Below are 22,433 nucleotides of genomic sequence, written 5' to 3'. Positions count from 1 at the left end.
TTCCCATGACCGCCCACGACCGCACCGCGCCGAGCACCGGACACCCGCCCTTCTGCGTCCTGCTCGGCCCCGACCACGCGGGCAAGTCGACCGCGCTCGACCACCTCGGCCGGACCGCGCCCCAGTGGCGGCTACTGTCCGTCGACGACGCCCACCTCGCCCCCGAGCACACCCTGATCGGCCGGCTGCGCAGGGACGTCGTAAAGGACGTCGCGCCCCACCCGGACACCTGGTCCCCGGAGTTCTTCTCCACGCTGCTGCAGACCGCGGTCGTCCATCTGCGCGACCAGCTGCTGCGCGACGACGGCTCGGGACGGCCGGTCGTCGTCGACTCCTACTACTACAAATTCCTGGCCAAGTGCCGGCTCGCGGGGGCCCCGGACAGCCCGCTGTTCGCGTGGTGGCGCACGTTCCCCCAGCCGCGCCGGGTGATCTACCTCGACGTGCCACCCGAGACGACCTGGCGGCGCAGCCGCCGGGGAGCCGACCTCAACCTGCTCGAGTACTACGGCCCGCGGCCCGAGTGGGACGGCTTCCGCCGCTATCAGACCGACCTGGCCAAGACCATGCGGGACGAGATCCAGTCCCTGCCCGTGACCGAGATCGAGGAACACGACCGCCCGGAAGACAGCGTGGCAGCGATACGAGAGGTGCTCACCCATGAGATCGGCTGAATCCTGGACGGATCCCGACCGGCTGCGTCGCTACCGCGCCCGCGTGTTCGCCGAACGACAGGGCCTGCGGGAGTCCTTCGCCGACGCCGCGGGCCACCAGCAACGCGTCCTTCGCGACCTGCTCGATTTCAACTCCGGTACGGAATACGGAAAGCAGCACGGCTTCGACCGCATCCGCACTCTGGACGATTTCCGCAAGGCCGTGCCCATTCAGACCTACGCGGACCTGGAGCCTTGGATCGAGCGCGCCGCAGGCGGCGAGCGCAACGTCCTGACCGCCGACCGGCCCACCGTCTTCTTCACCAGCAGCGGCAGCACCGGCGCACACAAGAAGATCCCGGTGGCGCCCCGCTTCATGAGCACCACCTTCTTCCCCTTCTACTACGCCGCATGGGCACCCCTGATCGAGCACTTCCCTGATGTCCTGAGCCACCCGGGCGCCGTGCTCAACCTCAAGCACGACCCGCTCGCCGCCCCGCCCACCACCGCATCCGGGCGGCCCCACGTGGGCGCCAGCCAGGTCGACTTCGGCTCGGCCTTCGACGAGCCGCTGTCCGCGGAACCCGGCACCGGTGCGCCCTGGGCGACCCTCCCGGTCCCGGTCGCGGCCAACGATCACCTGGAGAAGATGTATCTGCGGCTGCGCCTCGCGGTGGAGAGCGATGTGCGCTGTGTCATCGGGATCAACCCCGCAATGGTGGCGGTCCTGCCCTATCAGCTACGCCAGTGGTGGCCGCGCATCGTCAAGGAGGTACGCGACGGCACCCTGGGCGGCCTGCCATACGGCTCCCCGAAACCCGCACGCGCAGCCGAACTGGAGCAGCTCGCCGAGCGCCACGGCACCGTGCGCCCGGCTCACCTCTGGCCGAACATGCGCGCCCTGTTCTGCTGGACCACGGGCCTCGCATCGCTGTATCTCCCGCGCCTGCGCGAGGAGTTCGGCGCCGGCGTGACCGCTCTGCCCGCCCCTGTCGCCGCGTCCGAAGGGCCGGTGGGCGTGGCCCTCGACCGGCACCGCTCGGCGGGCAGCCTCGTCGTCACCGCCGCGGTTCACGAGTTCGCCGACGCCGATCAGGACCTCGGGCCCGACACCGCCACCCTGCGGCCCGACGAGTTGGAGCCGGGCCGCGACTATCACGTCGTCTTCAGCCACGTCGGTGGGCTCTACCGGTACGCGGTCGGTGACGTCGTACGGATCGTCGACCACCAGGACGGCGTGCCCCGCCTCGAGTACGCCGGCCGGGGCAACAACCGCTCCGACCATGCCGGGGAGCGGCTGCGTGACGCCCAGGTCATCAGGGCTCTGCAGAGCGCACTCGTCGCCACCGGCCTTGAACTACGTAACGCCGCCTGCCGGGTGACAACGGACCGGCAGCGGCCCGCGGCCTACGAGTTCGCGGTGGCGGCGACGACGCCATGGAGTCAGGACGAGTCCGCCCGCTTCACCGTCCGGCTCGACCAGGCTCTGCAGCGCGAGTCGGCCGACTACCGCACGGCGCGCGCCGCGGACCGGCTCGCCGCTCCGTCGGTGCGCCTGCTGCACCCCGAGGCGTTCCTGCGCGACTGGCAGGACCAGGTCGCATCCGGCATCCGCCCCACACAGGTCAAGGACCGGCTCTTCCGGCAGGACCCGCGGCTGTGGGCCCGGCTCACGGAACCCGCTGGCGACTGAGAGCGCCGACAGCGCCCCGACCCCGTACTGCGGACACCCCGCCGCAGACGGGCACGTGAGGGGCCGACGCTCGGCCCCTCACGCACAGAGAAGAAGGTAAGGACAGCAATGACCGCATCACTGGACGCCGTCGAACGGACCGCACTGCTCACCGCCGCACTGCGTGCTGCCGAGACCAAGCGCCCGGATCGGCTGTACGAGGACCCGTACGCTGCGGCGCTCGCCGGGGACATCGGCCCCGAACTGCTCGCTGAGGTCCGCGCGGCCACCTTCCCGCCCGGCCGCGAGCGGACCCTGCCGAGCACCCCCGACTACAACGCCATCCGCACCAGGTTCTTCGACGACTACCTGCAGCAGGCGGCAGCCGACCCGGAGACCACCCAGATCGTGCTCGCCCCCGCTGGCATGGACTCGCGCGCCTACCGGCTCGACTGGCCCGGCCGCGTGCGCTGGTTCGAGGTCGACCGGCCGGCCGTTCTCGCGTACAAGCAGGAGCGGCTCGGCGACGTCGAGCCGCGCGCCGACCACCGCAAGGTCGCCGTCGACCTCACCTCGCCCTCCTGGGAGGACGACCTGCAGGCCGCAGGGTACGACCCCAGCGTCCCCTCCACCTGGCTGCTTGAGGGACTGCTCTACTACATCCCCGAGCGCGACACCCACCGCATCCTCGAGCGGGTCGCCGCGATCTCCGCTCCCGGCAGCCGGATCGCCGCCGACATCGTTAACGCCGCCGCCCTGGCCCTGCCCCATATGCACGGCCTGCTCGACGTGTTCGAGCGATGGGGCTGCCCCTGGCTGTTTGGCACGGATGAACCGGAGGCCCTGTTCAACGGCCACGGCTTCACCGTGCAGGCGACCCAGCCAGGGGAAGAGGGCGCGGACTTCGGGCGCTGGCCCGACCCGGTGCCGCCGCGCGAGGAACGCGACGTACGCCGCGTCTTCTTCGTCCACGGACGGCGGCACTGACGTGCCAACAGCAGTGATCGCTGGTGGCAGCGTCGCCGGGCTCGCCAGCGCGATGGCGCTGTCCGGCATCGGCTACCGCGTGCTGGTCCTCGAACGGGCGCCGAAGCCTCCCCAGTGGTCCATCGCCGAGGCGACCTCCTGGTGGAAGCGCCCGACCGTGCCGCAGGGGCTGCACTCGCACACCCTGACCTCACTCGGCGTACAGGTGCTGCGCGAGCGGGCCCCGCAGGTGCTCGCCGCGGCACGGGTCGCGGGCGCCCCCACCCTCGACCTCACCGACGCCCTGCCCGCGAGCTCGACCCACCGCGCGCCCGAGCCCGGCGACCACGAACTGGTCGCACTCGGCTGCCGCCGCTCCAGCCTGGAATTGATCCTCCACCGAGCGGTCAGCGACCTGCCCGGCGTCACCATCCGGCACGACACCACCGTCGACGGCATCGAACTCGACCGGCCGGCACAGCGGGTGCGCGCCGTTGCCACCGGCGGCGGAGAGCGCATACCCGCCGACATCGTGGTGGACGCCACCGGGCGCCGCGCCCTGTCGCACACCTGGCTGCGCAACGCGGGTATACCGCTCGCCGCCGACCGCACCAGCCCGGCCGGGCTCACCGGCTACTCCCGCTTCTACCGGCTCAAGAGCAGCACCCTGCCGGGGCTGATCAACCGCGGCAACGCCGTCGGTGACATCTTCAGCCACTACGCGGGGGTCCTGCACCCGGGCGACAATGACATCTTCTCCATTGCCCTGGCCACCCTACCCGGCGACCGGGCGCTGCACGGCCTGCGCACCCGGGCGGGATTCACCGCGGCGGCGCTCGCCACCCCGGGCCTCGCCCCGTGGCTGGAAGGCGGCGTCAGCGCGCCGATCTCCCCCGTCAGCGCGATCACCAGTCCGCCCAACGCCTTTTGGGGCACGGCGAGCACCCAGCAGTCCCCGGTCGCGGGGCTGTTCCCGGTGGGCGACGCGGCCTGTATCACCAATCCGCTGTTCGGCCGCGGCATGTCGCTCGCCCTGGAGCACGCCTTCCGGCTCGCCGACCTGCTCGCCGGGCGGCCGGACGTCGACATCGCGCAGCGCAAGGCCGTGGCACGGATGACGCAGCAACTGTTCCTGCCCTGGTACGAACAGTCCGCCGCGTCCGACCGGCTGCGCATCGCCCGCTGGCGGGCCGCCGTCGACGGCACGCCCGCTCCCGCGCCGGTCCGAACGCAGGACGGCCCGCCCGGCTTCGACGAGGTGGCGGCCGCGGCGCGCAGCGACGGCACCGTCTGGCGTGGACTGACCCGCATCCTTATGACGCTCAGCACGCCCGCGGATGTGTTCGGCGACGACACGTTCCTCGCCCGCGTCCGGCAGGCAGGACCGCCCGCCCCGGCACGGCCCGAGGAACCCGGCAGGGACGAGCTCGTCCGCAGGGTCATGGCAGCCGAGGGGATTCTCGTATGACGGCCCTCTCCGTGGAGCAGCCAAGGCCGCACCCGACGCCGTCGGGCCGGCGCCGCGTCCTGCTCGCGCCGATCACCGTCACCCCGTCCAAGCCGCTGACCCCCAGCCACCTCAAGGGGCTGCTGTGGACGGACGTGATGTACCGAGCCACCCAGTCCCTGGCCGACGTCACCTACCGCTACAGCCACACCACCTACCACCCCACCGAACAGACCCTGGGCTTCTGGGAGTTCCTCGACCGCACCCGCGGTGACACCGGATACGACGAACTCACCGAGGACCGCATCGGCGAGCTGTACGTCGACTTCCGCGCGGCGCAGCGCGCACCGGTCCAGGCCCTGCGGCCCTACGCCGAAGCGGCCGAGCGCGGCTGGGTGCACCCCGCCAGCGCCCGCGTCCTGAGGCTGTGGAGCGAGCACTACGCCGCACTCGGCCTGCACGACCCCGGTCTGCTGCTTCACCAGCCGCCCGGTTTCACCCTCGACGCCGCCTTGGACCGCCTCACCGACCTCGGTATATGCCTGGACCATCGCGCGGTCGGCGGGCCCGTCTACCTGGACCTCACCCGCTTCGGGCTGCCGCTGCGGCAGCTGGTCACGGCCGACGGCCGCCCCAACTACCTGGCCTGCGCGCTGCGTGAACTCTTGCCCCTCGCAGTAGACTTCGACGAAGTGGTGTTGCTCTACGACAGTGAGCTCGCCCCCGACTACCAGCAGCTGGAACGGGTCCTCACGGCACTTGGCCCCAGCGTGCGGCGGGTGAGCCTCGGCAGGGTGCCCATCGACGGGAAGATCCGCTCGGCCCGCCAAGGCGGCTGGCGCGACGTGCACGCCGGCGCGCTCCTGCGGACCGTGTGTGGCGAGCACGACGCGGCCGCCGTCCGCCTGGGCATGCGGCTGTACTTCATCGCCATGCTCGGGCCGGGCCGACAGCAGTCCTTCCGCGCCGACCTGCTGCACCAGAGCCTCAAGCGGGCCGAGCAGCTCCTCGCGTCGGCACCGCAGAAGCCGCCGCGACCGCTTGCGGAGCGCCTCGCCCAGCACCGCAAGGACCACCTGTACATCGATCCCTACCGGCTGACCTCCGGCCTGCTCGGCAAGCGCCGCGCCGCACCCGCCTCGGACCTCCTGACGACGGTGTTCTCATGACATTGATCCAGCACGGCCTGCGTAAACAGGCCGCAGGACGCATCCGGGCCGCACGACCCGACCTCGCCGCCCGGCACGACCTGGACACCTACGACGGCCTCCTGGCGGCCCAGCGCGACATCGCGGCCGAGGACACCGACGCGAGCGCCCTGGCCGCCGTGGTGCTGCGCAGCCTCGACCTCGCCCAATGGGCTCGCGACACCTGCGCGTTCGCCCTGGGGGTGGGGCCGGAGCGAGTGGCCGCCTGGCGCGCCTCGTTCACCCGCACCGTGTTCCTCGCGGGCAACCCGGCGCACCTGCGCGACCGGTTCGCCTTCGTGCACCTCGCCCCCGACCTCTCAGCGGCGTGGACCGCGCCCGGACCCGCTGCGGAGACGGCCGGACTGCGGCGGCTCCTGAAACTCTTCGACGGCCCAGCCGCCCTGCCGGCCCGCCCGGACACCCTCGTCGAGATCCCCGGTGAGCCCCGCCTCGGGAGCCGCCCCAGCGTGTACCGCGAGCTGTATGTCGCCACCGTCGACTGCACCGTCTCCGAGGCCCTCGTGCACGTCAACCACGTGCTCGTCGAAGCGGTCCTGGACGGCCTCATCGCCCCCGGCGACCGACTGATCCTGCGTCAGGTGCCCCGCATGGCCGGGTTGCCCGCGCACCTGGCCAGCGTGCGCGTCGTCACCGAACACCAGCTCCCCGGCCGGCTGAAGGCCGCCGCCGGACTGACCGAGGAGGCCTTCCTTGCCTGAACCGGCCCCGAACGCCACCGACACCCGGGTCATCCGGTTCGGCTACCACGGCTCCGCCGACGTGGCGTCCCACATCATCCGGCTCGCCGGATGGGACGAGGCCGCCGTGCGGCTGAGCGAGTATGACGTCGCCGACCCATTCCGCGGCGTACGCGCAGACGAACTGGACCTGATGATGATCAAGTTCGGGCTCACGGAACCCGACTTGGTCACCAGTCGGGTACTCACCGAGGACGCCCGAGCCGTCGTCGTCGGCGCAGGCCATCCGCTCGCCGCCCGGGAGTCGGTCTCCATCGAGGAACTCGCCGACTACGACACCTTCGCCCGGCCCGGTAGCTTCCCCGGCTACGTGTGGGACGAGGTCGTACCGCCACGCACCCCGGCGGGCCGCCCTATCCGCCGCAGCCATCTGGTCAGTGCCATCCCCGAGATGATGCGCCTGGTGTCCCAGTGCGAGGCGGTGCACATCTCGCTCCTGTCGCTTGCCGACATCGCACCGCCCCGCATCCGCGTGGTACCCATCCACGACCTGCCGCCCGCCCCGGTCACCGTGGCCTGGCGCCGTGAACGTGAACTCCCCGTTCACGTACGCGAGTTCATCTCCGCGGCAGAAGCGGGGGCCGCCCGATGAGCGCCTCGGCGACCCGCGTACCCGTGGTGCTGCTCCACGCCCTGTCACTGCACGCCACGATGTGGGAGGACCAAGCGAGCACCCTGCGCGCCTTTGGCCACCCAGTCCTCGCCCCCGACCAGCGGGGCTTCGGCGCCACCCCGCTCGGCGACGCGCCGCCGTCCCTCGACGTGGTGGCCGATGACCTAGCTCGCACACTCGACGAGCACGGCATCGACCGGGCGGTCCTGGCCGGATCGTCCATGGGCGGCTACGCGGCGATGGCGTTCCTGAGGCGCTTTCCCGACCGGGTCGCGGGACTCGCCCTGCTGTCCGCGCGAGCCACCACCGACAGCCCCGAAGCCGCTGCTCAGCGCCTGCAGTTCGCCCAGCTTGTCCAGGACGAGCAGACCGGGCGGGCCGTCGTGGAGCGCGCCACACCCGCGCTCCTCGGCGCCACGACCCGGCAGCGCAGCCCCGAGGTCCTGGCCCGCGTCCTGGCCGACGCCCACGCTGCCGACCCGGCTGCCCTGGCCTGGGCCCAACAGGCCATCGCGGCGCGCCCCGACTCAACCGACGTGCTGCGCGCCGCCCGGGTGCCCGCCGTGGTGATCGCCGGAGCCGAGGACGAACTGGTGGACGCCGATGAGTCCCGCCACGTCACTGACACCCTGCCGCACGCGCGTCTCGTCACCGTGGCGGACGCCGGACACCTGCAGCCCCTGGAAGCCCCCGAAGCGGTCACCGCGGCCCTGCGCGACCTCATCGACGAGATCGCTGCCACGAACCACGACCGCCCCGTGACACCCACCGGCGTCGGCACCGGGAACGGAGCCCCGTCATGCTGACCGAAGATCACAAGGACTGGGGCTACACCTCGTCGACCGGCCTTGGCTTCACTCACCACGCCATCGTCGACACCCACTTCCGCGCCTGCGAGCGTCCCTACCTCAGCCTCCTCAACCAGTCCGGCCTCGGGCCGGGACAGCACGTGCTCGACGCGGGCTGCGGCTCCGGCGACTTCCTGCCGCAGCTAGGCTCCCTCGTCGGCGCGAGCGGCAGGGTCACCGCCGTCGACCTCGCGGAGGAGAATGTCGCGCTCGCCGCGCGGCGAGTCAAGGACTGGCAGCTGCCCTGTCCCGTCGAGGTGCGCAGGGCAAGCCTGCTCGACCTGCCCTACCCGGACGACTCCTTCGACGGCGTGTGGTGCTCCAACACCGTCCAGTACCTCGACGACGACGAACTGGCTGCTGCACTCGCCGAGTTCAGCCGCGTCGTACGCCCGGGCGGCACCGTGGCCGTCAAGGACCTCGACGCTCACCTGATCACCGCACGGCCCGCCGACCCCTACCTGTTCAGCGACTTCTTCCGCGCCGCAGGCGCCGCACCGGGCTACGCCCGCCAGCTGCTGCGCACACGGGAGCTGTACCGCCACCTCAAGCAGGCCGGACTCACCGAGGTGCGCCAGCAGACCATCCTGATCGAGCACCACACACCCCTGACCCCCGCCGCAACGGACTTCTACGCCGCGGCCTGTGCCCAGCTCGCCGGGCAGGCCCTGACGCTCGGCCTGAGCAAGGAGTGGCAACGGTTCACCGACCCCGCCGCGCCGGACCACCCGCTGAACGACCCCGACGGCTACATCAGCGAAGGCAACGTACTGGCCGTCGGCACCGTACCCGCCGCCCACCGCTGACGGCGACCGTTCCCCAACCACCGACGAGGAGCCGAGACGGCCTGTGCCGGCGAATGCCACCTCACGCTGCCCGCCCGCACCAGCCGGTTTCCCCTGTTCGGTCAGGCGCCCGCCTGCTGCGCAAGCCGCTGTTATCTCAGCTCTTCCGCCTTTTGGATGCACCAGGTGGCTGCTTATTCAGCCACCTGGTGCAGGTGGTCCCATGCATCTCCCTGTCCTCGATTCCGGCGCTTGGCCACTCTCGTCGTGATCGACAGCCAAGAGCGTGTAGCACTCCTTCCGTGCCCAGGTTCAGCCTCCATGCATTGGGTTTGCCGCGCTCCCCCGTCGGATTGGCAGAGTCATACGCCCAAGTTGCTGTGCGCCTGGCGGCGCTCCGCTTCGCCACCTTGGCTATCCACTGGGCTCAGTGGCTGGTCGGCGGTGGGCTTCTCTTCCGGACGGCGTGGCACAGGCGCGGAGGGAGGAGCACGTATTCCGTACGCGCATCAAACATCGCTGAGGTTCGGTTCCAACAAAAGCATTCGACGTTCCCCTCACAGCTCCGGCTGCGGTCATGACTGCGGATCATTCGAGGGCGCACCAGCCGATCTGGATAACGCGAGGGTGCTGCCGGGAAGTGACGAGCTGAGCCCGCCCAGGCGGCATGGCAACGGCCTTGGTGCTGCCTACGAGGGGCCCCTCACCGGGGTCCCCGGACAGGATGACGCCCACTGCACCGAGTTCTTTGAGGCGCCGGGTGACCGGATCGAAAGATGTGCGGGCCGCGCCGGCCGTGGAACGAGCGACGATCACACGCAAGCCGATGTCACGGGCGTAAGGAAGGTATTCGGTCAGCGCTTCGAGGGGGTTGCCGGAAGGGAGCGCGACGAGGTCGTAGTCGTCGACCATGACGAAGACTTCAGGGCCGTGCCACCAGCTCTGGGCACGCATCTGCTCGGCAGTTACGTCGGCGGTAGGCATCCGGGCTTGTAGCAGCGGGACGAGTCGGTTGAGTCCCTCTTCAAGGGACGCCGAAGCGGGTGCGTAGTGCAGCACATGGCCCTGAGGGAGTTGCCCATGCAGAGCACGTCGGTAATCCCCGACCATCACCAGCGCTTCACGGGGCTCGTGTCTCTCAGCGAGACGCCGGGCCAGCAGGCGAAGCAAGGTGCTCTTCCCAGACTCGCTTTCGCCATAAATGACGAGGAGCGGGTCGGTATCGAAGTTGATGTAGGCGGGGGCATAGGTCGCTTCGTCCAACCCCACCGCGAAGCCCAAGTCAGGTGTTTCACTTGCTTTGGGAAGAGCATCGGCGTGCAGTCGCTCCGGGAGCATGCGCACAGGTGGGCACACCGGGCCCGACCAGCTCGACGTGATGGCTGCGACCAGTCCGGCGGGGTCCGATGTGGCGCCGGAGTGATCAAGCGCCGAGTCGACGCCGCCGGCATGGGGCAGCGCAGCCACATAGTGCAGGCCGCCCCGGGCAAGGCCGTGACCGGGACGGGCTGTGGGCACGTTGCGGGCGCGCTTCCGGTCATGCTCGGAATCCAGGGGGTCGGCCATCCGAAGTTCCAGCCTGGTGCCGAGTTGCTCTTTGAGCGCGGGTCGGATCTCGTTGTAGCGGCTGGCGGCAAGAACGAGGTGGACACCGAAGGCGAGTCCGCGCACGGCCATTGCCTCGATGTCGGGAATCAGCTGCTCGTGCTGCCGTTTGAAGGTGCCCCAACCACTTTTCGTGGTGCGTTCCTTTGGAGACGGCTATGAGCGGCGCGATCCTCGGCTACCAGCCGTTGGAAAAGCCATCCGAGTGGCCCTTGGTCGCCGATGGCGTTCGCATGGTGGCAGCCGCGACCTGCGATTCCGTCCCATATCCAGTGCCGAAAGTGATGCTGGCGCTCTCCGGTCTGGCTGTGTACGCCGAGCGCGTCGGCATTGCCCGCGACCCGCTGGCCTGGCTGGCGCCAGAGGTGATGACGCGTTACCTGCTCGCACGGACGAAACTCGAAGGCAGTTCCGTCCAGACGTACCGGAGCATCCTCCTGCGCATCCGCGAGGCTTTGCTGTGGTTGGAGTACGGCCAGCAGCCGACACCCCGAATGAGCGCCAAGCGCCAGCGCGCAGCCCCGTACACCCCGCCTGAACTCGCCCGCTACCTGATGTGGACCCGCACACTGCCCCCTACGTCCACACTCGGCGGCAGCGCCCTGGCCCTGCTCGCCCTCGGCGCCGGCTGCGGACTGGCACGTAGCGAGGTACTGGCCACCCGCGGCACCGACATCACCGTGCTGCCGTCGGAGGCGGTGGTCGTCGCAGTACCAGGCAGCGACCGGCTGGTGGTCTGCCGAGCGATGTGGGAGGAGGCCCTCGCCGCAAGGGCGTGTGCCGCAGGTGACGGATACCTGTTCCTGCCCCAACGACAGGTCGCCGACCCGAAGAACGGTGTGTCCAACTGGGCCAAGCGGACGCTGAAGGGTGCATCGGGGCTTCCCGAACTGAAGCTGGCCCGGCTGCGCAGCACTTGGATCGTTGAGCTCCTGCGTCAACGTGTCCCAGAAGATGTCATCGCCAGGGCGGCGGGGATGAAGTCGACCGCCGCCCTGGCCCCCTACCGAGCCTCGGTCCCCCGCTCACCACCGCGGCCACCGCCCGCATGCTGCGCGGCTCGGCATGAGAACTCCCGCCGATGACCCCCGCTATCAACCTGGCAACGGCCGCCCCCGCCGCCCGTACCCGCGCTCACACGAGCCGTCCGAGATGGCCGACAGCAAGGTCATGAAGCTTCGGCGCACGCTCCATCAGAGCGGCGTCGTTGAAATGATCGAGGCACAGTTTGCCGGGCTGCCAGGCCCGCCCGGCTACCCCGTCCGTCTGGTGCTGCTCGGTTTGGTCTGCGCAAGCTACGAAAGGACCAGCAGCAACCTCGACGACGCCTTCGAGATCATGACGTTCGGCACCAGCGAGCGGCTGCGCGCCCACCTCGCCATTCCGACCTGCGACATCGAGGACCAGGACGCGGTCAACGCGCTCTACAAGCGCTTCCACCGCGCCTGGACCCGCATGAACCGGTTGCTGGACGCTGCACCGCACCAGCGCCGCAGTCGGCTGCCCAGGGCGGCAGGTCGCAAAGTGGCCTCTCAGTGGAACGGTGAACACGGACAGCCTGCGCTCCGCCGTCTGGAAGAGCTCGCCAATCGGCTGGTCACCGCCCCGGCCCGCATCGCCTTCGCGAAAGGTCTGATGCGTCACTGGCGCGGCGACACTGCGATCGACACCACCTGCGCGCCAACTTGGGCCCGTCCCCACACACGCAAGCGCTCGGCTCTGGAGGCGAGCGCCAACTGGCATTACAAGGGGGGCGGCGACCGGGAGTTCGGCTACAGCGCCACGCTCGCCATCGCGGCCCACGCCGACCCGGACCGAGCCGGCCGCTACCCCCAGCTGATCCTCGGCATGGTGCTGCACACGCCCGAGAAGGACATGGGCCGCCACGCCCACTACGTCAGCGCTGTGCTGGCGCAGCTCACCGAGCTCCGTGGCTTCACGGCGGCCGACCGCGCTTACACCAAGCTCCTCCCCGAGAACTTCCACCGACCGATGCGCGCCCTCGGCTACATGCCGGTGCTCGACTTCACTGAGCCCCAAGTCACCTCCGCCAAGGCGGAAGGCCATCACCAGGGCGCAATCACGAAAGTCGGCCGACTTTTCTGCCCCCTCACGCCACGCCGCTTGCTCGACTTGTACTCGCAGATCCGCAGCGCAAAGAACGAGCGTGAACGCATCCCGCTTCGAGAGCGGCTGCAGGAGATCGAGGCGTACGCGCTCACCCGCAAGGACACACTCAACGATCGCGGCACCGAGCGGTTCGCCTGCCCCAGCACCAAGCTCAACTGCCCTTGGGCGCAGGAGCGTGAGGGTCGCGGCACACCGCCGAAGACGGGGCCCGTACCGGTCGTCATCAACCTCGATGCCCGTAGGGAGCGCACCGCGCACCCCGCCAGTCGGCCCACCGTGGAGCCGCCGACCATTCCGCTCGGCGAGCGCCCCAAATGTTGCCGCCAGTCCTCCGTCACCGTGCAAGCGCACGTCATGCCCCGCACGCGTCAGGAGCTGCCTTGGCAGACGCCCTCCTGGGCCCTGGCCTACCAGACGTTGCGTGCTCACATCGAAGGTGGCAACGGGCGGCTGAAGTCCATCGACTCCGCCCTGCACGCCCGCGAGAGACGTCAGCCCCGTGGCCGTGTCGCCCAAGCCCTCCTGTCCGCCATCACCGTCATGGTCCACAACATCATGGAACTCGAGCAGTACCTGGCCGCGAGCAAGCAGAGCGCGATCACCGGCCTCGACCTCGAGCCGAACGATGCCCTTCTGCCCTACCCCACGATCAGCTTGACGGTCCCTCACCGCTCCCAAGCGCTGAGCCGTAGCCCCTGAGCGGGCACGTTCCGGGCAATTGAAGATCGACACGTCGCGAGACCGCGGGAGCCTGCCTCCACGCCTGCGGTCCCCGCGGCATGTCCGCATCCCGACCCCCGGTCCGTTCCGACGCGGACCGCCGCGCTTCCCGGCGGCCCGGCAGGCTGACTTTCACACAATCAGGAGCTCAAACGCCGAGATCCCGGTCAGACGGTGACCGTCTGACCGGGATCTCGTGAACAGTTCGGGGGCTAACCCGCGAACGGCCCCGCTGTGGACCTGAGGGGATTCGAACCCCTGACCCCCTCGTTGCGAACGAGGTGCGCTACCAGCTGCGCCACAGGCCCTTGCGACGAGTGAAACTCTAGCATCTCGGTCGCGGTGCTCGGAAATCGCTTCCGGTGCTGGTCAGCGGAGGGGCGTCACTCGTTCGCCGCGCGCGGGCGGTCCTCGTCCTCGTACTGGTCGAAGAGCGGGGTGCGGCCGCGGGTGCGGCGGCCGGGGTGGGTGGGGCGGTCCTGGTGGGGGGTGTCGGGCTGGGGGTGGTCGGGGGCGGCGCTGGAGCGGGCGGAGCTCCAGGCGTCCTCGGCGTCCAGGTCGACGTGGCTGGTGGCGCGCGGGGCGACGGGGGCGGTGACGTAGGTGGGGAGGGGGACCGGGACGGGCTCCCAGCTGCCGGCGGCGGGGCGCGGGCGCTCGCGTTCGCGCTGCTGGTCGACCCACTCGGCGTGGTCGGTCTCCTCCACCAGGGCGCGGCGGCCGGCGGTGTGGACAGGGGTGGCGGGCCGGGGCGGTTCCGGGGCGGCGTCCGGGGTGTCAGCGCGGGCGTCGGCCGGGTGGTCGTCGGTGGGCGGCTGGTCGGCCGCCTGGTGAGGGCGTCGGCGGCCCTCCCGCAGTCGTTGTGCTGCCGCCTCCGCCTTGCGCTGGTCCATGGTGAAGGTGAAGCGGCGGCGCTCCTGGGTGCGCAGATAGACGATGTAGGCGGTCAGGAGCAGGGCGGGCAGGGCGGGGGCCCAGAGGAAGGGCATGCCGCCGACCGCGGCGACGACGGCGCCGACGGTGAAGGCGAGGAAGAGGAGGGTGGTGGTGCGCCGGCGGCGGGCGAGGACCTTGGCGCGCTTGGTCCGCTCGGCGGCGGAGGGGCGCGGTGCGGCGGCCTGCACCCGGGTGCGCGGGGCCTCGGGGGCGTCCGCCGGAGCGGGGTCGCCGAAGGGCCGGGCGGCGGCCTCGTCGGCCGGAGCGTCCGGGTCCACTTCGTCGCCCGCATCGTCGGACGGGTACCCACCACGCTCTTTGTCGTAGCGGCGCTGCATCGCCGCGCGTCCGGACAGCAGCCGGATGGCGGTGCTGAAGCGCTCGGTCGGACGGGCCTCGTTCAGCTCGTCCTGCCTACGGAGCCACATCGGCACCAAGTAGGCAGCCCAGGCCCCGACGATGACTGCGTAGATGAGGCCGCTGCTTCTCACGCCTCACACGGTAGAGGGGTTTGCAGGGGGCCATCCGCCAATTGAGCCGGTGTGTCGCACGATCTGGCTGATATCTCGAACTTTTTTGTGATGGTAGAGATCGGCGTGGTCGCCTATCGGGTCGATCGGCGACATTATTCGAACATTTATTTTATTTACGAGGAGGGCCGGGAGTACCCGGGTCTCTCCCGCCGCCAGCGGTTGAGCAGGCCCTCGGGCACCTCTTCCGTGGTGAGGGCGTATACCGCGTGGTCGCGCCAGGCGCCGTCGATGTGCAGATAGCGGGGGCGGATGCCCTCTTCGCGGAATCCGAGTTTCTCCACCACCCGGCGGCTGGGGGTGTTCTCCGGCCGAATACAGACCTCGATGCGGTGCAGTCCCACGGCGCGGAAGCAGTGGTCGACGGCGAGCGCCACGGCGGTCGGCATGACGCCGCGGCCGGCGACTCCCTGGTCGACCCAGTAGCCGATGTGGCCGGCGCACATGGAGCCCCAGGTGATCCCGGCGACCGTGAGCTGTCCGGCGAGCCGGCCGCGGTATTCGATCACGAACGGCAGCATCCGGCCGGCGTGCGCCTCGGCGCGCAGATGGCGGACCATCTGGCGGTAGGTGGGGCGGTGCGGCGGGACGAGGCCGGGCGGGGGCGGCGGGACGGTCGCCTCCCAGGGGCGCAGCCAGTCGCGGTTGCGGCGGTTGACCTCGCGCCAGGCCCGCTGGTCGCGCATCTTTATCGGGCGGAGGATGACCTCCCCGTCCGTGAGGACCACGGGCCAGGACGCGTTCAGCTCGGGCTCCCGGGCGCTGCGGGGTGGTCGCCGCCGTGGATCTGGTCGACGGCGTGCGGCAGCAGGTCGGCGAGGACGGCGAGGCCGTCGCGGACCCCGCCGGTGGAGCCGGGGAGGTTGACGATCAGGGTCGTGCCGGCGACGCCCGCGAGGCCGCGGGAGAGGGCGGCGGTGGGGACCTTCGTCCGGCCGGCGGCGCGGATCGCCTCGGGGATGCCGGGGATCTCGTAGTCCAGGACCCGGCGGGTGGCCTCGGGGGTGCGGTCGGTGGGCGACAGGCCCGTGCCGCCGGTGGTCAGGACGACGGCGTAGCGGCCGGAGGCGACGGCGTCGCGCAGGGCGGCCTCCACCGGGTCGCCGTCGGGCACCACCTGGGGGCCGTCGGCCTCGAAGCCCATGGCGGTCAGGCCCTCGGCGAGCAGCGGGCCGCCGCGGTCGGCGTAGACGCCGGCCGCGGCCCGGTTGGAGGCGGTGACGACCAGGGCGCGGGCGGGTGTCATGACCGGCTCCAGTCGCCGGACTTGCCGCCGGTCTTCTCCTCGACGCGGACGTCGGAGATGACGGCGGCCTTGTCGACGGCCTTGACCATGTCGACGACGGTGAGGGCGGCGACGGAGACCGCGGTCAGCGCCTCCATCTCGACGCCGGTGCGGTCGGTGGTCTTGACCGTGGCGGTGATCTCGACGGCGTCGTCGGTGACGGAAAGGTCGACCGTGACGCCGGAGACGGCCAGCGGGTGGCAGAGCGGGATCAGGTCGGGGGTGCGCTTGGCGCCCATGATGCCGGCGATCCGGGCGGTGGCCAGGGCGTCGCCCTTGGGCATGCCCTCGCCCCGCAGCAACTCGATGACCTGCGGCGATACCAGGACCCGGCCACGGGCGCTGGCGGTGCGGGCGGTGACGTCCTTGGCGGAGACGTCCACCATCCGCGCCGCGCCCGCCGCGTCGAGATGGGTGAGGTGGTGCTGGCCGCTGCTCATCGTTCTCCCGGTCAAAACTGCCGCCTGTGGGACGACACCGTACCTCCGGCGGCGGCGGGTCAGCCGAGCAGGACGACGTCCACCTCGCTGTCCGCGGGGACCTCGGTGGTCTCCTCGGGGACGACGATCAGGGCGTTGGCATGAGCCATGGCCTTGATGAGGTGCGAGCCGGCGCCGCCGACGGGGGCGACCGTGCCGGCGTCGGCGTCGTGCAGGCCGCGCAGGAACTGGCGGCGGCCCTGGGGCGAGGAGGCGATGCCGTCGGTGATCCGGGCGCGGAGGGTGGGGCGGTGGACGTCGGGCAGTCCCATCAGGACGCGCAGCGCGGGGCGGACGAACAGCTCGAAGGAGACGTAGGAGCTGACGGGGTTGCCGGGCAGGGCCAGGAGCGGGATGCGGTCGGGGCCGATGAGGCCGAAGCCCTGGGGCTTGCCGGGCTGCATGGCGAGGGTGCGGAACTCGACCGTCCCCCCGGCGAGCGGTGAGCCGTCGTCCTCCGTGGCGGACAGCGCGGTCAGGGTCTCCTTGACCACGTCGTAGGCGCCGACGCTGACGCCGCCGCTGGTGACGAGGAGGTCGGCCCGGATGAGCTGGTCCTCGAGGGTGGAGCGGAGGGTGTCGGCGTCGTCGGCGACGGCGCCGACGCGGTAGGCGAGGGCTCCGGCGGCGCGGGCGGCGGCGGTCAGCTGGAAGCTGTTGGAGTCGTGGATCTCGCCGGGGCCCAACGCCTCGCCGGGCTGGACGAGTTCGCTGCCGGTGGACAGCACCACGACGCGGGGGCGGGGCCGCACCCGGACCGTGCCGCGGCCGATGGCGGCGAGCAGGCCGATCTGGGAGGGGCCGAGGACCGTGCCCGCCCGCAGGGCCTGCTCGCCTTCGGTGACATCGCTGCCGCGGGTGCGGATGTGGGCGCCGGCCGCGGCCGGGCGGTGGACGCGGACCTCGCCGCCGGCGTCCTCGGGGGCGGCGCTGTGGGCGCGCATCGCGGCGGCCGGGCCCTCGCCCGCTCCGCCGTCGGTCCACTCGACGGGGACGACGGCATCGGCGCCGGGCGGCACCGGGGCGCCGGTCATGATGCGGGCGGCCTGGCCGGGGCCGACGGCCGGCAGCTCGCCGTGGCCGGCGGCGATGTCCCCGATGACGGTGAGGGAGACCGGGGCGTCACGGTCGGCGGCGGCGGTGTCGGCGGCGCGGACGGCATAGCCGTCCATGGAGCTGTTGTCGAACGGCGGCAGGGCGACCGGGACCGTGATGTCCTCGACCAGGACGCAGCCCTGGGCGTCGAGGAGTTGCAGCTCGATCGGGTCGAGGGGGGCGATCTTCGACAGGACGTCGTCGAGATGCTCGGCCACCGACCAGACGCGGTCCTGGTGGCGGGTCTGGCCGGTGGTGCCGTTCAACGTCTTACATCTCCTCGGTCACGTAACTGCGAAGCCAGGACCGGAAGTCCGGGCCGAGGTCCTCACGTTCGCATGCGAGTCGGACAATGGCACGCAGATAGTCGCCGCGGTCGCCGGTGTCATAGCGGCGGCCCTTGAAGACCACGCCGTGCACGGGGCCGCCGAGGGCGGGGTCGGCGGCCAGCGCCTGGAGGGCGTCGGTGAGCTGGATCTCGCCGCCGCGGCCGGGGGCGGTCTTGCGCAGCACCTCGAAGACGGCCGGGTCGAGGACGTAGCGGCCGATGATGGCGAGGTTGCTGGGGGCCTCGGCCGGGTCGGGCTTCTCGACCAGGTCGGAGACGCCGACCACGTCGTCGTCGCCGGTGGGGGTGGCGGCCGCGCAGCCGTAGAGGTGGATCTGGGCCGGGTCGACCTCCATGAGGGCGATGACCGAGCCGCCGTACTGCTCCTGTATCTCGACCATGCGCGCCAGGAGCGGGTCGCGGGGGTCGATCAGGTCGTCGCCGAGGAGGACGGCGAAGGGCTGGTCGCCGACGTGTGGTGCGGCGCACAGCACGGCGTGGCCCAGGCCCCTGGGGTCGCCCTGGCGGACGTAGTGCATGGTCGCCAGGTCGCTGGACTCCTGGACCTTGGCGAGGCGGGACTCGTCGCCCTTGCGGTGCAGGGCCTCTTCGAGTTCGTAGTTGCGGTCGAAGTGGTCCTCCAGGGGACGCTTGTTCCGGCCGGTCACCATCAGGACGTCGGAGAGTCCGGCGGCGGCCGCCTCCTCCACCACGTACTGGATGGCGGGCTTGTCGACGACCGGGAGCATCTCCTTGGGCGTGGCCTTGGTGGCGGGGAGAAACCGGGTGCCGAGGCCGGCTGCGGGGATGACAGCCTTGCTGATCCGCGTGTGCGATGGGGTCATGCGCGCCACCATAACCGGCCCTATCGGAATGATGATGAGGGTACGGCGAAAAGCCACAAGAGCGGGAGCAAGGGCACACAGTGAGCGTCGATCACGATAGAAAGCGCAGGTTGCGGCGGGCCCTCCTGGAGGTGAGGAGCGCGTTGCCGGCGGATGTCCTCGCGTCGACGGGCGAGGCGCTGGCCCGGCGCGCACTGGAGCTGGACGAGCTGTCCGGCGCCGGCTCCCCCGGCGCCGCGCCCACCGTCGCCGCGTATGTCTCGATCGGCGGCGAGCCCTCCACCCGCGCGCTGCTCGACCGGCTGCGGGCGGCCGGGGTGCGGGTGCTGCTGCCGGTGCTGCTGGCGGACAACGACCTGGACTGGGCGTGCTACGAGGGCGCCGGGCGGCTCGTCCGGGCGGGCCGCGGGCTGCTGGAGCCGGCGGGGCCGCGGCTGGGCCCGGAGGCCGTCACCGCGGCGGACGTGGTGCTGCTGCCGGGGCTCGCGGTGGACCGCGGCGGGCTGCGGCTGGGGCGCGGCGGCGGCTCCTACGACCGGGTGCTGGCGCGGCTGGAGCGGGCCGGGGCGCGGGCGTCGCTGGTGGTGCTGCTCTATGACGCGGAGGTGCTGGCTCAGGTGCCGGCCGAGCCGCACGACCGGCGGGTGCATGCCGCGGTGACCCCGTCGGCGGTGCACCGGTTCGCCGCGCCGGGGGCCCGCGCGGAGGGCTGAGCGGCGCGGCCGCAAAGCCGCAGGGGCGGACCGGAGAGTTCCGGTCCGCCCCTGCGTGATTGAGCCCTCGGCCCCTACGGCGACAGCGTCAGCGTGTCCTTGGCCGCCTTCTTGACGGCGTCCTCGCTGTAGGCCCAGGGCAGCAGTTCGCCCTTGGCCCACTTGTCGGTCTGGTCGTAGTAGTGGGCGTCGTAGGCGTGCCCGGAGGCGCCGGTCAGGTTGATCCAGCGGGACTTGTCGAGGTCGGCGAGGTTGACCACCATCCGCATCGACGGGACCCAGGTGACCTTGTAGCCGCCGGCGGCGTTCCAGCCGGTGGCGTCGACCGCGGCCTCGCCGCCGCCGACGTTCCAGGGGCCGCGGTTGAACAGGCCCTGCAGGGCGCCGGGTCCGTCGGTGCCCAGGGTCTGGTTCTTCAGGTACATCTGGTGGAGCCGTCCCCAGCTCCAGTTGTCGATGTTCTTGCCCAGCTTGGCGGTCAGCTCGTAGCGCGCGTCGGCCATGGCGTGCGCCAGGAGCTGGTCGCGGTTCTGGTCACCGGGGCGGCCGGGCCGGTCCTCGGTCTTCCACCAGGCGTTGTTGGGGTCGTCCAGGATGCCGCGGACGACCTCGTACCAGCGGTCGCCGCCGTCGGGCTGGGCGGTGTCGCCGGCCCGCTCGCCGCACTCGCGGACGTACTTGTCGTTCTCGTCGGCGGGTCCGGTCTCGTCGGCCGGGCGGACGGTCAGGCACTGCCCCTCGGGGCGCAGCTCCTTGGGCATCTTGTTGCCGAAGGCGAGCTTGAGGGTGTTGCGCCAGACGGCGTTGAAGTAGGCGGCCGCGGCGGAGTCGGGCTCCTGGGTGAAGTCCCAGCCGTCCAGCAGCTGCTGGGCGTCGCGGACGTACTTGTCCTTGATGTCGATCTTCGTCAGATAGGGCGTCAGCAGCCGGGCGATCTCGCTGCTGTTGTCCTTCTGGAAGGCCTGCATGTCATCGGTGGAGACCTTGCCGCCGTCCTTGATCTTCGACTGGATCAGGTCGTTGATCCGCTGGCTGCGGGAGCCGTATCCCCAGTCCTTGGTGAGGAGGTAGGGGTACTTCTCGTCGGTGACGGCCTGGTTGGCGGTGACGATGTAGCCGCGCTTGGGGTTGTACTCGTACGGCAGGGACTTCTGCGGGATGTAGCCGGTCCAGCGGTACCTGGGGTCCCAGCCGGGCGCCGGGTAGCTGCCGTCGCCCTTGCCGCGGACGGGGATCTGTCCCGGGGCCTGGTAGCCGATGTTGCCCTTGGTGTCGGCGTAGATCAGGTTCTGGGACGGCACCTCGAAGTGCTCGGCGGCCTTGCGGAAGCTCGTCCAGTCCTTGGCGCGGTTCATCTCGAAGACGGCGTCCATGGACTTGCCGGGGTTCAGCGCGGTCCAGCGCAGCGAGACGGCGTAGCCGTCGCCGCGGTCCGGTGCGGCGTTGCCGACCGGGGCGTCCTTGCCGACGCCCGCGAGTTCACTGTCGCGGTCGGAGACGATCGGCCCGTTGTTGGTGGAGCGCACGGTGATCTCGCGGCTCTCCCCGCCGGCGACCTTGATGGTCTCCTTGCGGGTCACGAAGGGCCGCTGCCGGTTGTCGTAGAGGTAGCCGCCGGCGCTGACCTTCTCCAGGTACAGGTCGGTGACGTCCGCGCCGAGGTTGGTCATGCCCCAGGAGATGTCCTGGTTGTGGCCGATGACGACGCCCGGCATACCGGAGAAGGTGAATCCGGAGACGTCGTAGTTGCACTTGGGACTCGTGGTGCGGCAGTGCAGGCCCATCTGGTACCAGAGCGAGGGCATCTGCGGTGCCAGGTGCGGGTCGTTGGCGAGCAGCGGTTTGCCGGTGGTGGTGTGGTCACCGGAGACGACCCAGGAGTTGGAGCCGATGCCGTTGCCGTTGGGGCCGAGCAGCGCGGGGACCTTGTCGAGCGTCTTGGACAGCGAGGACAGCTGCGACTGGAAGCCGGCCGCGGCCCCGGCGGCGCCCGCGGGGGCGGAGTTCGCCGCGCCACCGGGCTTGAACTGCTTGGTGGCGGGGTCGACCGCGCCGCCCTCGACGATCGGCTTGTTCCGCTTGTACGGGTAGGCCGGGTAGAGCCGGTCGATCTGCGCCGGGGTGAAGCGGCTGGTCATCAGGGACCGGTCGATCTCCTCCTGCATGTTGCCGCGCAGGTCCCAGGCCATCGCCTTGAGCCAGGCCACCGAGTCGACCGGGGTCCACTTCTCGGGCTTGTAGTCGTTCTGGAAGTCCAGCGCCGCGTACTCCAGGGACAGGGCGGAGCCCCCGTGGTCCTTGAGGTAGGAGTTGACGCCCGCCGAGTAGGCCTGGAGGTACTTCTTGGTGCTCGGCGACAGCTTGGTGTCGTACTCCTTCTGCGCCACGCGGTGCCAGCCCAGCGTGCGCAGGAAGGAGTCGGTCTTGACCTGGCTCTTGCCGAACATCTCCGAGAGGCGGCCGGACGTCATGTGGCGCCGGACGTCCATCTCCCAGAAGCGGTCCTGCGCCTGGACGTACCCCTGGGCGCGGAAGAGGTCTTCGTCGGTGTCCGCGTAGATCTGCGGGATCCCGTTGGCATCGCGGGTGACGTCCACCGGGTTGGTCAGGCCCGGGACTTTGAGCGAGCCGGTGGTCTGCGGGAACGAGGCACGGACGGTACTGACGCCCCAGAACGCGCCGAAGCCGATGCCCGCCACGAGCAGCAGCACGACCGTGATCGCGACGAGGCGGCCGCGCCGCCCCTTCTTTTTCCTGGGGACTGGGCCGGACTTGTTGGCGGGCATCTCTGTCCTTCGAGGGGCAGGGTGGGAGTGCTGGAGCAACCATAGGCGC

At 71.0% G+C, this 22,433-nt stretch carries 19 protein-coding genes, 1 tRNA gene and 1 pseudogene; 12 read left to right on the top strand and 9 right to left on the bottom strand.

Features of this window, described 5'->3' with window-relative positions:
• Window positions 1-5: 5 nt before the first annotated feature.
• The 9 genes from IEY78_RS24715 (at window position 6) to IEY78_RS24675 (ending at window position 8,953) form a co-directional block, all read left to right on the top strand.
• On the top strand, window positions 6-674 hold the full coding sequence (locus tag IEY78_RS24715) for a hypothetical protein (protein WP_189101777.1): 669 nt from the start codon (window positions 6-8) through the stop codon (window positions 672-674).
• Window positions 661-2,346, top strand: a complete 1,686-nt coding sequence (locus IEY78_RS24710) for a GH3 auxin-responsive promoter family protein (RefSeq protein ID WP_189101775.1) — start codon at window positions 661-663, stop codon at window positions 2,344-2,346. The genes IEY78_RS24715 and IEY78_RS24710 overlap by 14 nt, the downstream gene beginning before the upstream one ends.
• A gap of 108 nt (window positions 2,347-2,454) precedes the next feature.
• Window positions 2,455-3,312, top strand: a complete 858-nt coding sequence (locus IEY78_RS24705; protein WP_189101773.1) for a class I SAM-dependent methyltransferase — start codon at window positions 2,455-2,457, stop codon at window positions 3,310-3,312.
• A gap of 1 nt (window position 3,313) precedes the next feature.
• Entirely contained in the window at window positions 3,314-4,759 is a 1,446-nt protein-coding gene (locus IEY78_RS24700) for an FAD-dependent oxidoreductase (protein WP_189101771.1), read from the top strand.
• The gene (locus IEY78_RS24695; RefSeq protein WP_189101769.1) at window positions 4,756-5,907 is read left to right on the top strand and encodes a hypothetical protein; all 1,152 of its coding nucleotides are present in this window, start codon (window positions 4,756-4,758) and stop codon (window positions 5,905-5,907) included. The genes IEY78_RS24700 and IEY78_RS24695 overlap by 4 nt, the downstream gene beginning before the upstream one ends.
• Window positions 5,904-6,647, top strand: coding sequence for a DUF6182 family protein (locus tag IEY78_RS24690; protein WP_189101767.1), 744 nt, complete (start codon window positions 5,904-5,906; stop codon window positions 6,645-6,647). The genes IEY78_RS24695 and IEY78_RS24690 overlap by 4 nt, the downstream gene beginning before the upstream one ends.
• A complete protein-coding gene (locus tag IEY78_RS24685) occupies window positions 6,640-7,278 on the top strand; it encodes a LysR substrate-binding domain-containing protein (protein WP_189101765.1) in 639 nt (212 codons plus the stop codon). The genes IEY78_RS24690 and IEY78_RS24685 overlap by 8 nt, the downstream gene beginning before the upstream one ends.
• On the top strand, window positions 7,275-8,105 hold the full coding sequence (locus IEY78_RS24680) for an alpha/beta fold hydrolase (RefSeq protein WP_189101763.1): 831 nt from the start codon (window positions 7,275-7,277) through the stop codon (window positions 8,103-8,105). The genes IEY78_RS24685 and IEY78_RS24680 overlap by 4 nt, the downstream gene beginning before the upstream one ends.
• Window positions 8,099-8,953: a class I SAM-dependent methyltransferase gene (locus IEY78_RS24675; protein ID WP_189101762.1), complete on the top strand. Its 855-nt coding sequence runs from the start codon at window positions 8,099-8,101 to the stop codon at window positions 8,951-8,953. Before IEY78_RS24680 ends, IEY78_RS24675 begins: the two co-directional genes overlap by 7 nt.
• Before the next feature lie 567 nt (window positions 8,954-9,520).
• Here IEY78_RS24675 and eccCb read toward each other — a convergent pair.
• Window positions 9,521-10,651 (bottom strand): annotated as a pseudogene (gene eccCb, locus IEY78_RS24670) (type VII secretion protein EccCb); the annotation flags it as partial.
• Between the two features lie 44 nt (window positions 10,652-10,695).
• Between eccCb and IEY78_RS24665 the strand changes: the two are divergent.
• Window positions 10,696-11,622 (top strand): hypothetical protein, encoded by a 927-nt coding sequence (locus IEY78_RS24665; RefSeq protein WP_189101760.1) that lies wholly within the window; start codon window positions 10,696-10,698, stop codon window positions 11,620-11,622.
• A gap of 67 nt (window positions 11,623-11,689) precedes the next feature.
• Window positions 11,690-13,366, top strand: coding sequence for a hypothetical protein (locus IEY78_RS24660; protein ID WP_189101758.1), 1,677 nt, complete (start codon window positions 11,690-11,692; stop codon window positions 13,364-13,366).
• Between the two features lie 256 nt (window positions 13,367-13,622).
• Here the strand turns inward: IEY78_RS24660 and IEY78_RS24655 are convergent.
• The 7 genes from IEY78_RS24655 to galU form a co-directional block, all read right to left on the bottom strand.
• Window positions 13,623-13,695: transfer RNA gene (locus tag IEY78_RS24655), tRNA-Ala, on the bottom strand.
• Between the two features lie 75 nt (window positions 13,696-13,770).
• Entirely contained in the window at window positions 13,771-14,814 is a 1,044-nt protein-coding gene (sepX, locus tag IEY78_RS24650; protein WP_189101756.1) for a divisome protein SepX/GlpR, read from the bottom strand.
• Between the two features lie 155 nt (window positions 14,815-14,969).
• Complete coding sequence (locus tag IEY78_RS24645; protein ID WP_189101754.1) at window positions 14,970-15,581, bottom strand: GNAT family N-acetyltransferase; 612 nt, start codon at window positions 15,579-15,581, stop codon at window positions 14,970-14,972.
• 14 nt (window positions 15,582-15,595) lie between these two features.
• Window positions 15,596-16,099, bottom strand: a complete 504-nt coding sequence (locus IEY78_RS24640; protein WP_189101752.1) for a MogA/MoaB family molybdenum cofactor biosynthesis protein — start codon at window positions 16,097-16,099, stop codon at window positions 15,596-15,598.
• On the bottom strand, window positions 16,096-16,578 hold the full coding sequence (moaC, locus tag IEY78_RS24635) for a cyclic pyranopterin monophosphate synthase MoaC (protein ID WP_189101750.1): 483 nt from the start codon (window positions 16,576-16,578) through the stop codon (window positions 16,096-16,098). Before moaC ends, IEY78_RS24640 begins: the two co-directional genes overlap by 4 nt.
• 59 nt (window positions 16,579-16,637) lie before the next feature.
• Window positions 16,638-17,978, bottom strand: coding sequence for a molybdotransferase-like divisome protein Glp (gene glp, locus IEY78_RS24630; protein ID WP_189101748.1), 1,341 nt, complete (start codon window positions 17,976-17,978; stop codon window positions 16,638-16,640).
• A gap of 4 nt (window positions 17,979-17,982) precedes the next feature.
• A complete protein-coding gene (gene galU / locus IEY78_RS24625) occupies window positions 17,983-18,885 on the bottom strand; it encodes a UTP--glucose-1-phosphate uridylyltransferase GalU (RefSeq protein ID WP_189101747.1) in 903 nt (300 codons plus the stop codon).
• An 80-nt stretch (window positions 18,886-18,965) separates the two neighbouring features.
• Between galU and IEY78_RS24620 the strand changes: the two genes are divergently transcribed.
• The gene (locus IEY78_RS24620; RefSeq protein ID WP_189101745.1) at window positions 18,966-19,598 is read left to right on the top strand and encodes a 5-formyltetrahydrofolate cyclo-ligase; all 633 of its coding nucleotides are present in this window, start codon (window positions 18,966-18,968) and stop codon (window positions 19,596-19,598) included.
• Window positions 19,599-19,672: 74 nt separating this feature from the next.
• Here IEY78_RS24620 and IEY78_RS24615 read toward each other — a convergent pair whose 3' ends face one another.
• Complete coding sequence (locus IEY78_RS24615) at window positions 19,673-22,384, bottom strand: penicillin acylase family protein (RefSeq protein ID WP_189101722.1); 2,712 nt, start codon at window positions 22,382-22,384, stop codon at window positions 19,673-19,675.
• Window positions 22,385-22,433: the final 49 nt, after the last annotated feature.

It is taken from the genome of Streptomyces kronopolitis, assembly GCF_014646275.1.
Classification (GTDB): domain Bacteria; phylum Actinomycetota; class Actinomycetes; order Streptomycetales; family Streptomycetaceae; genus Streptomyces; species Streptomyces kronopolitis.
Note: the sequence above shows the minus strand (reverse complement) of the source record. Positions and strands in the feature narration are given on the sequence as shown.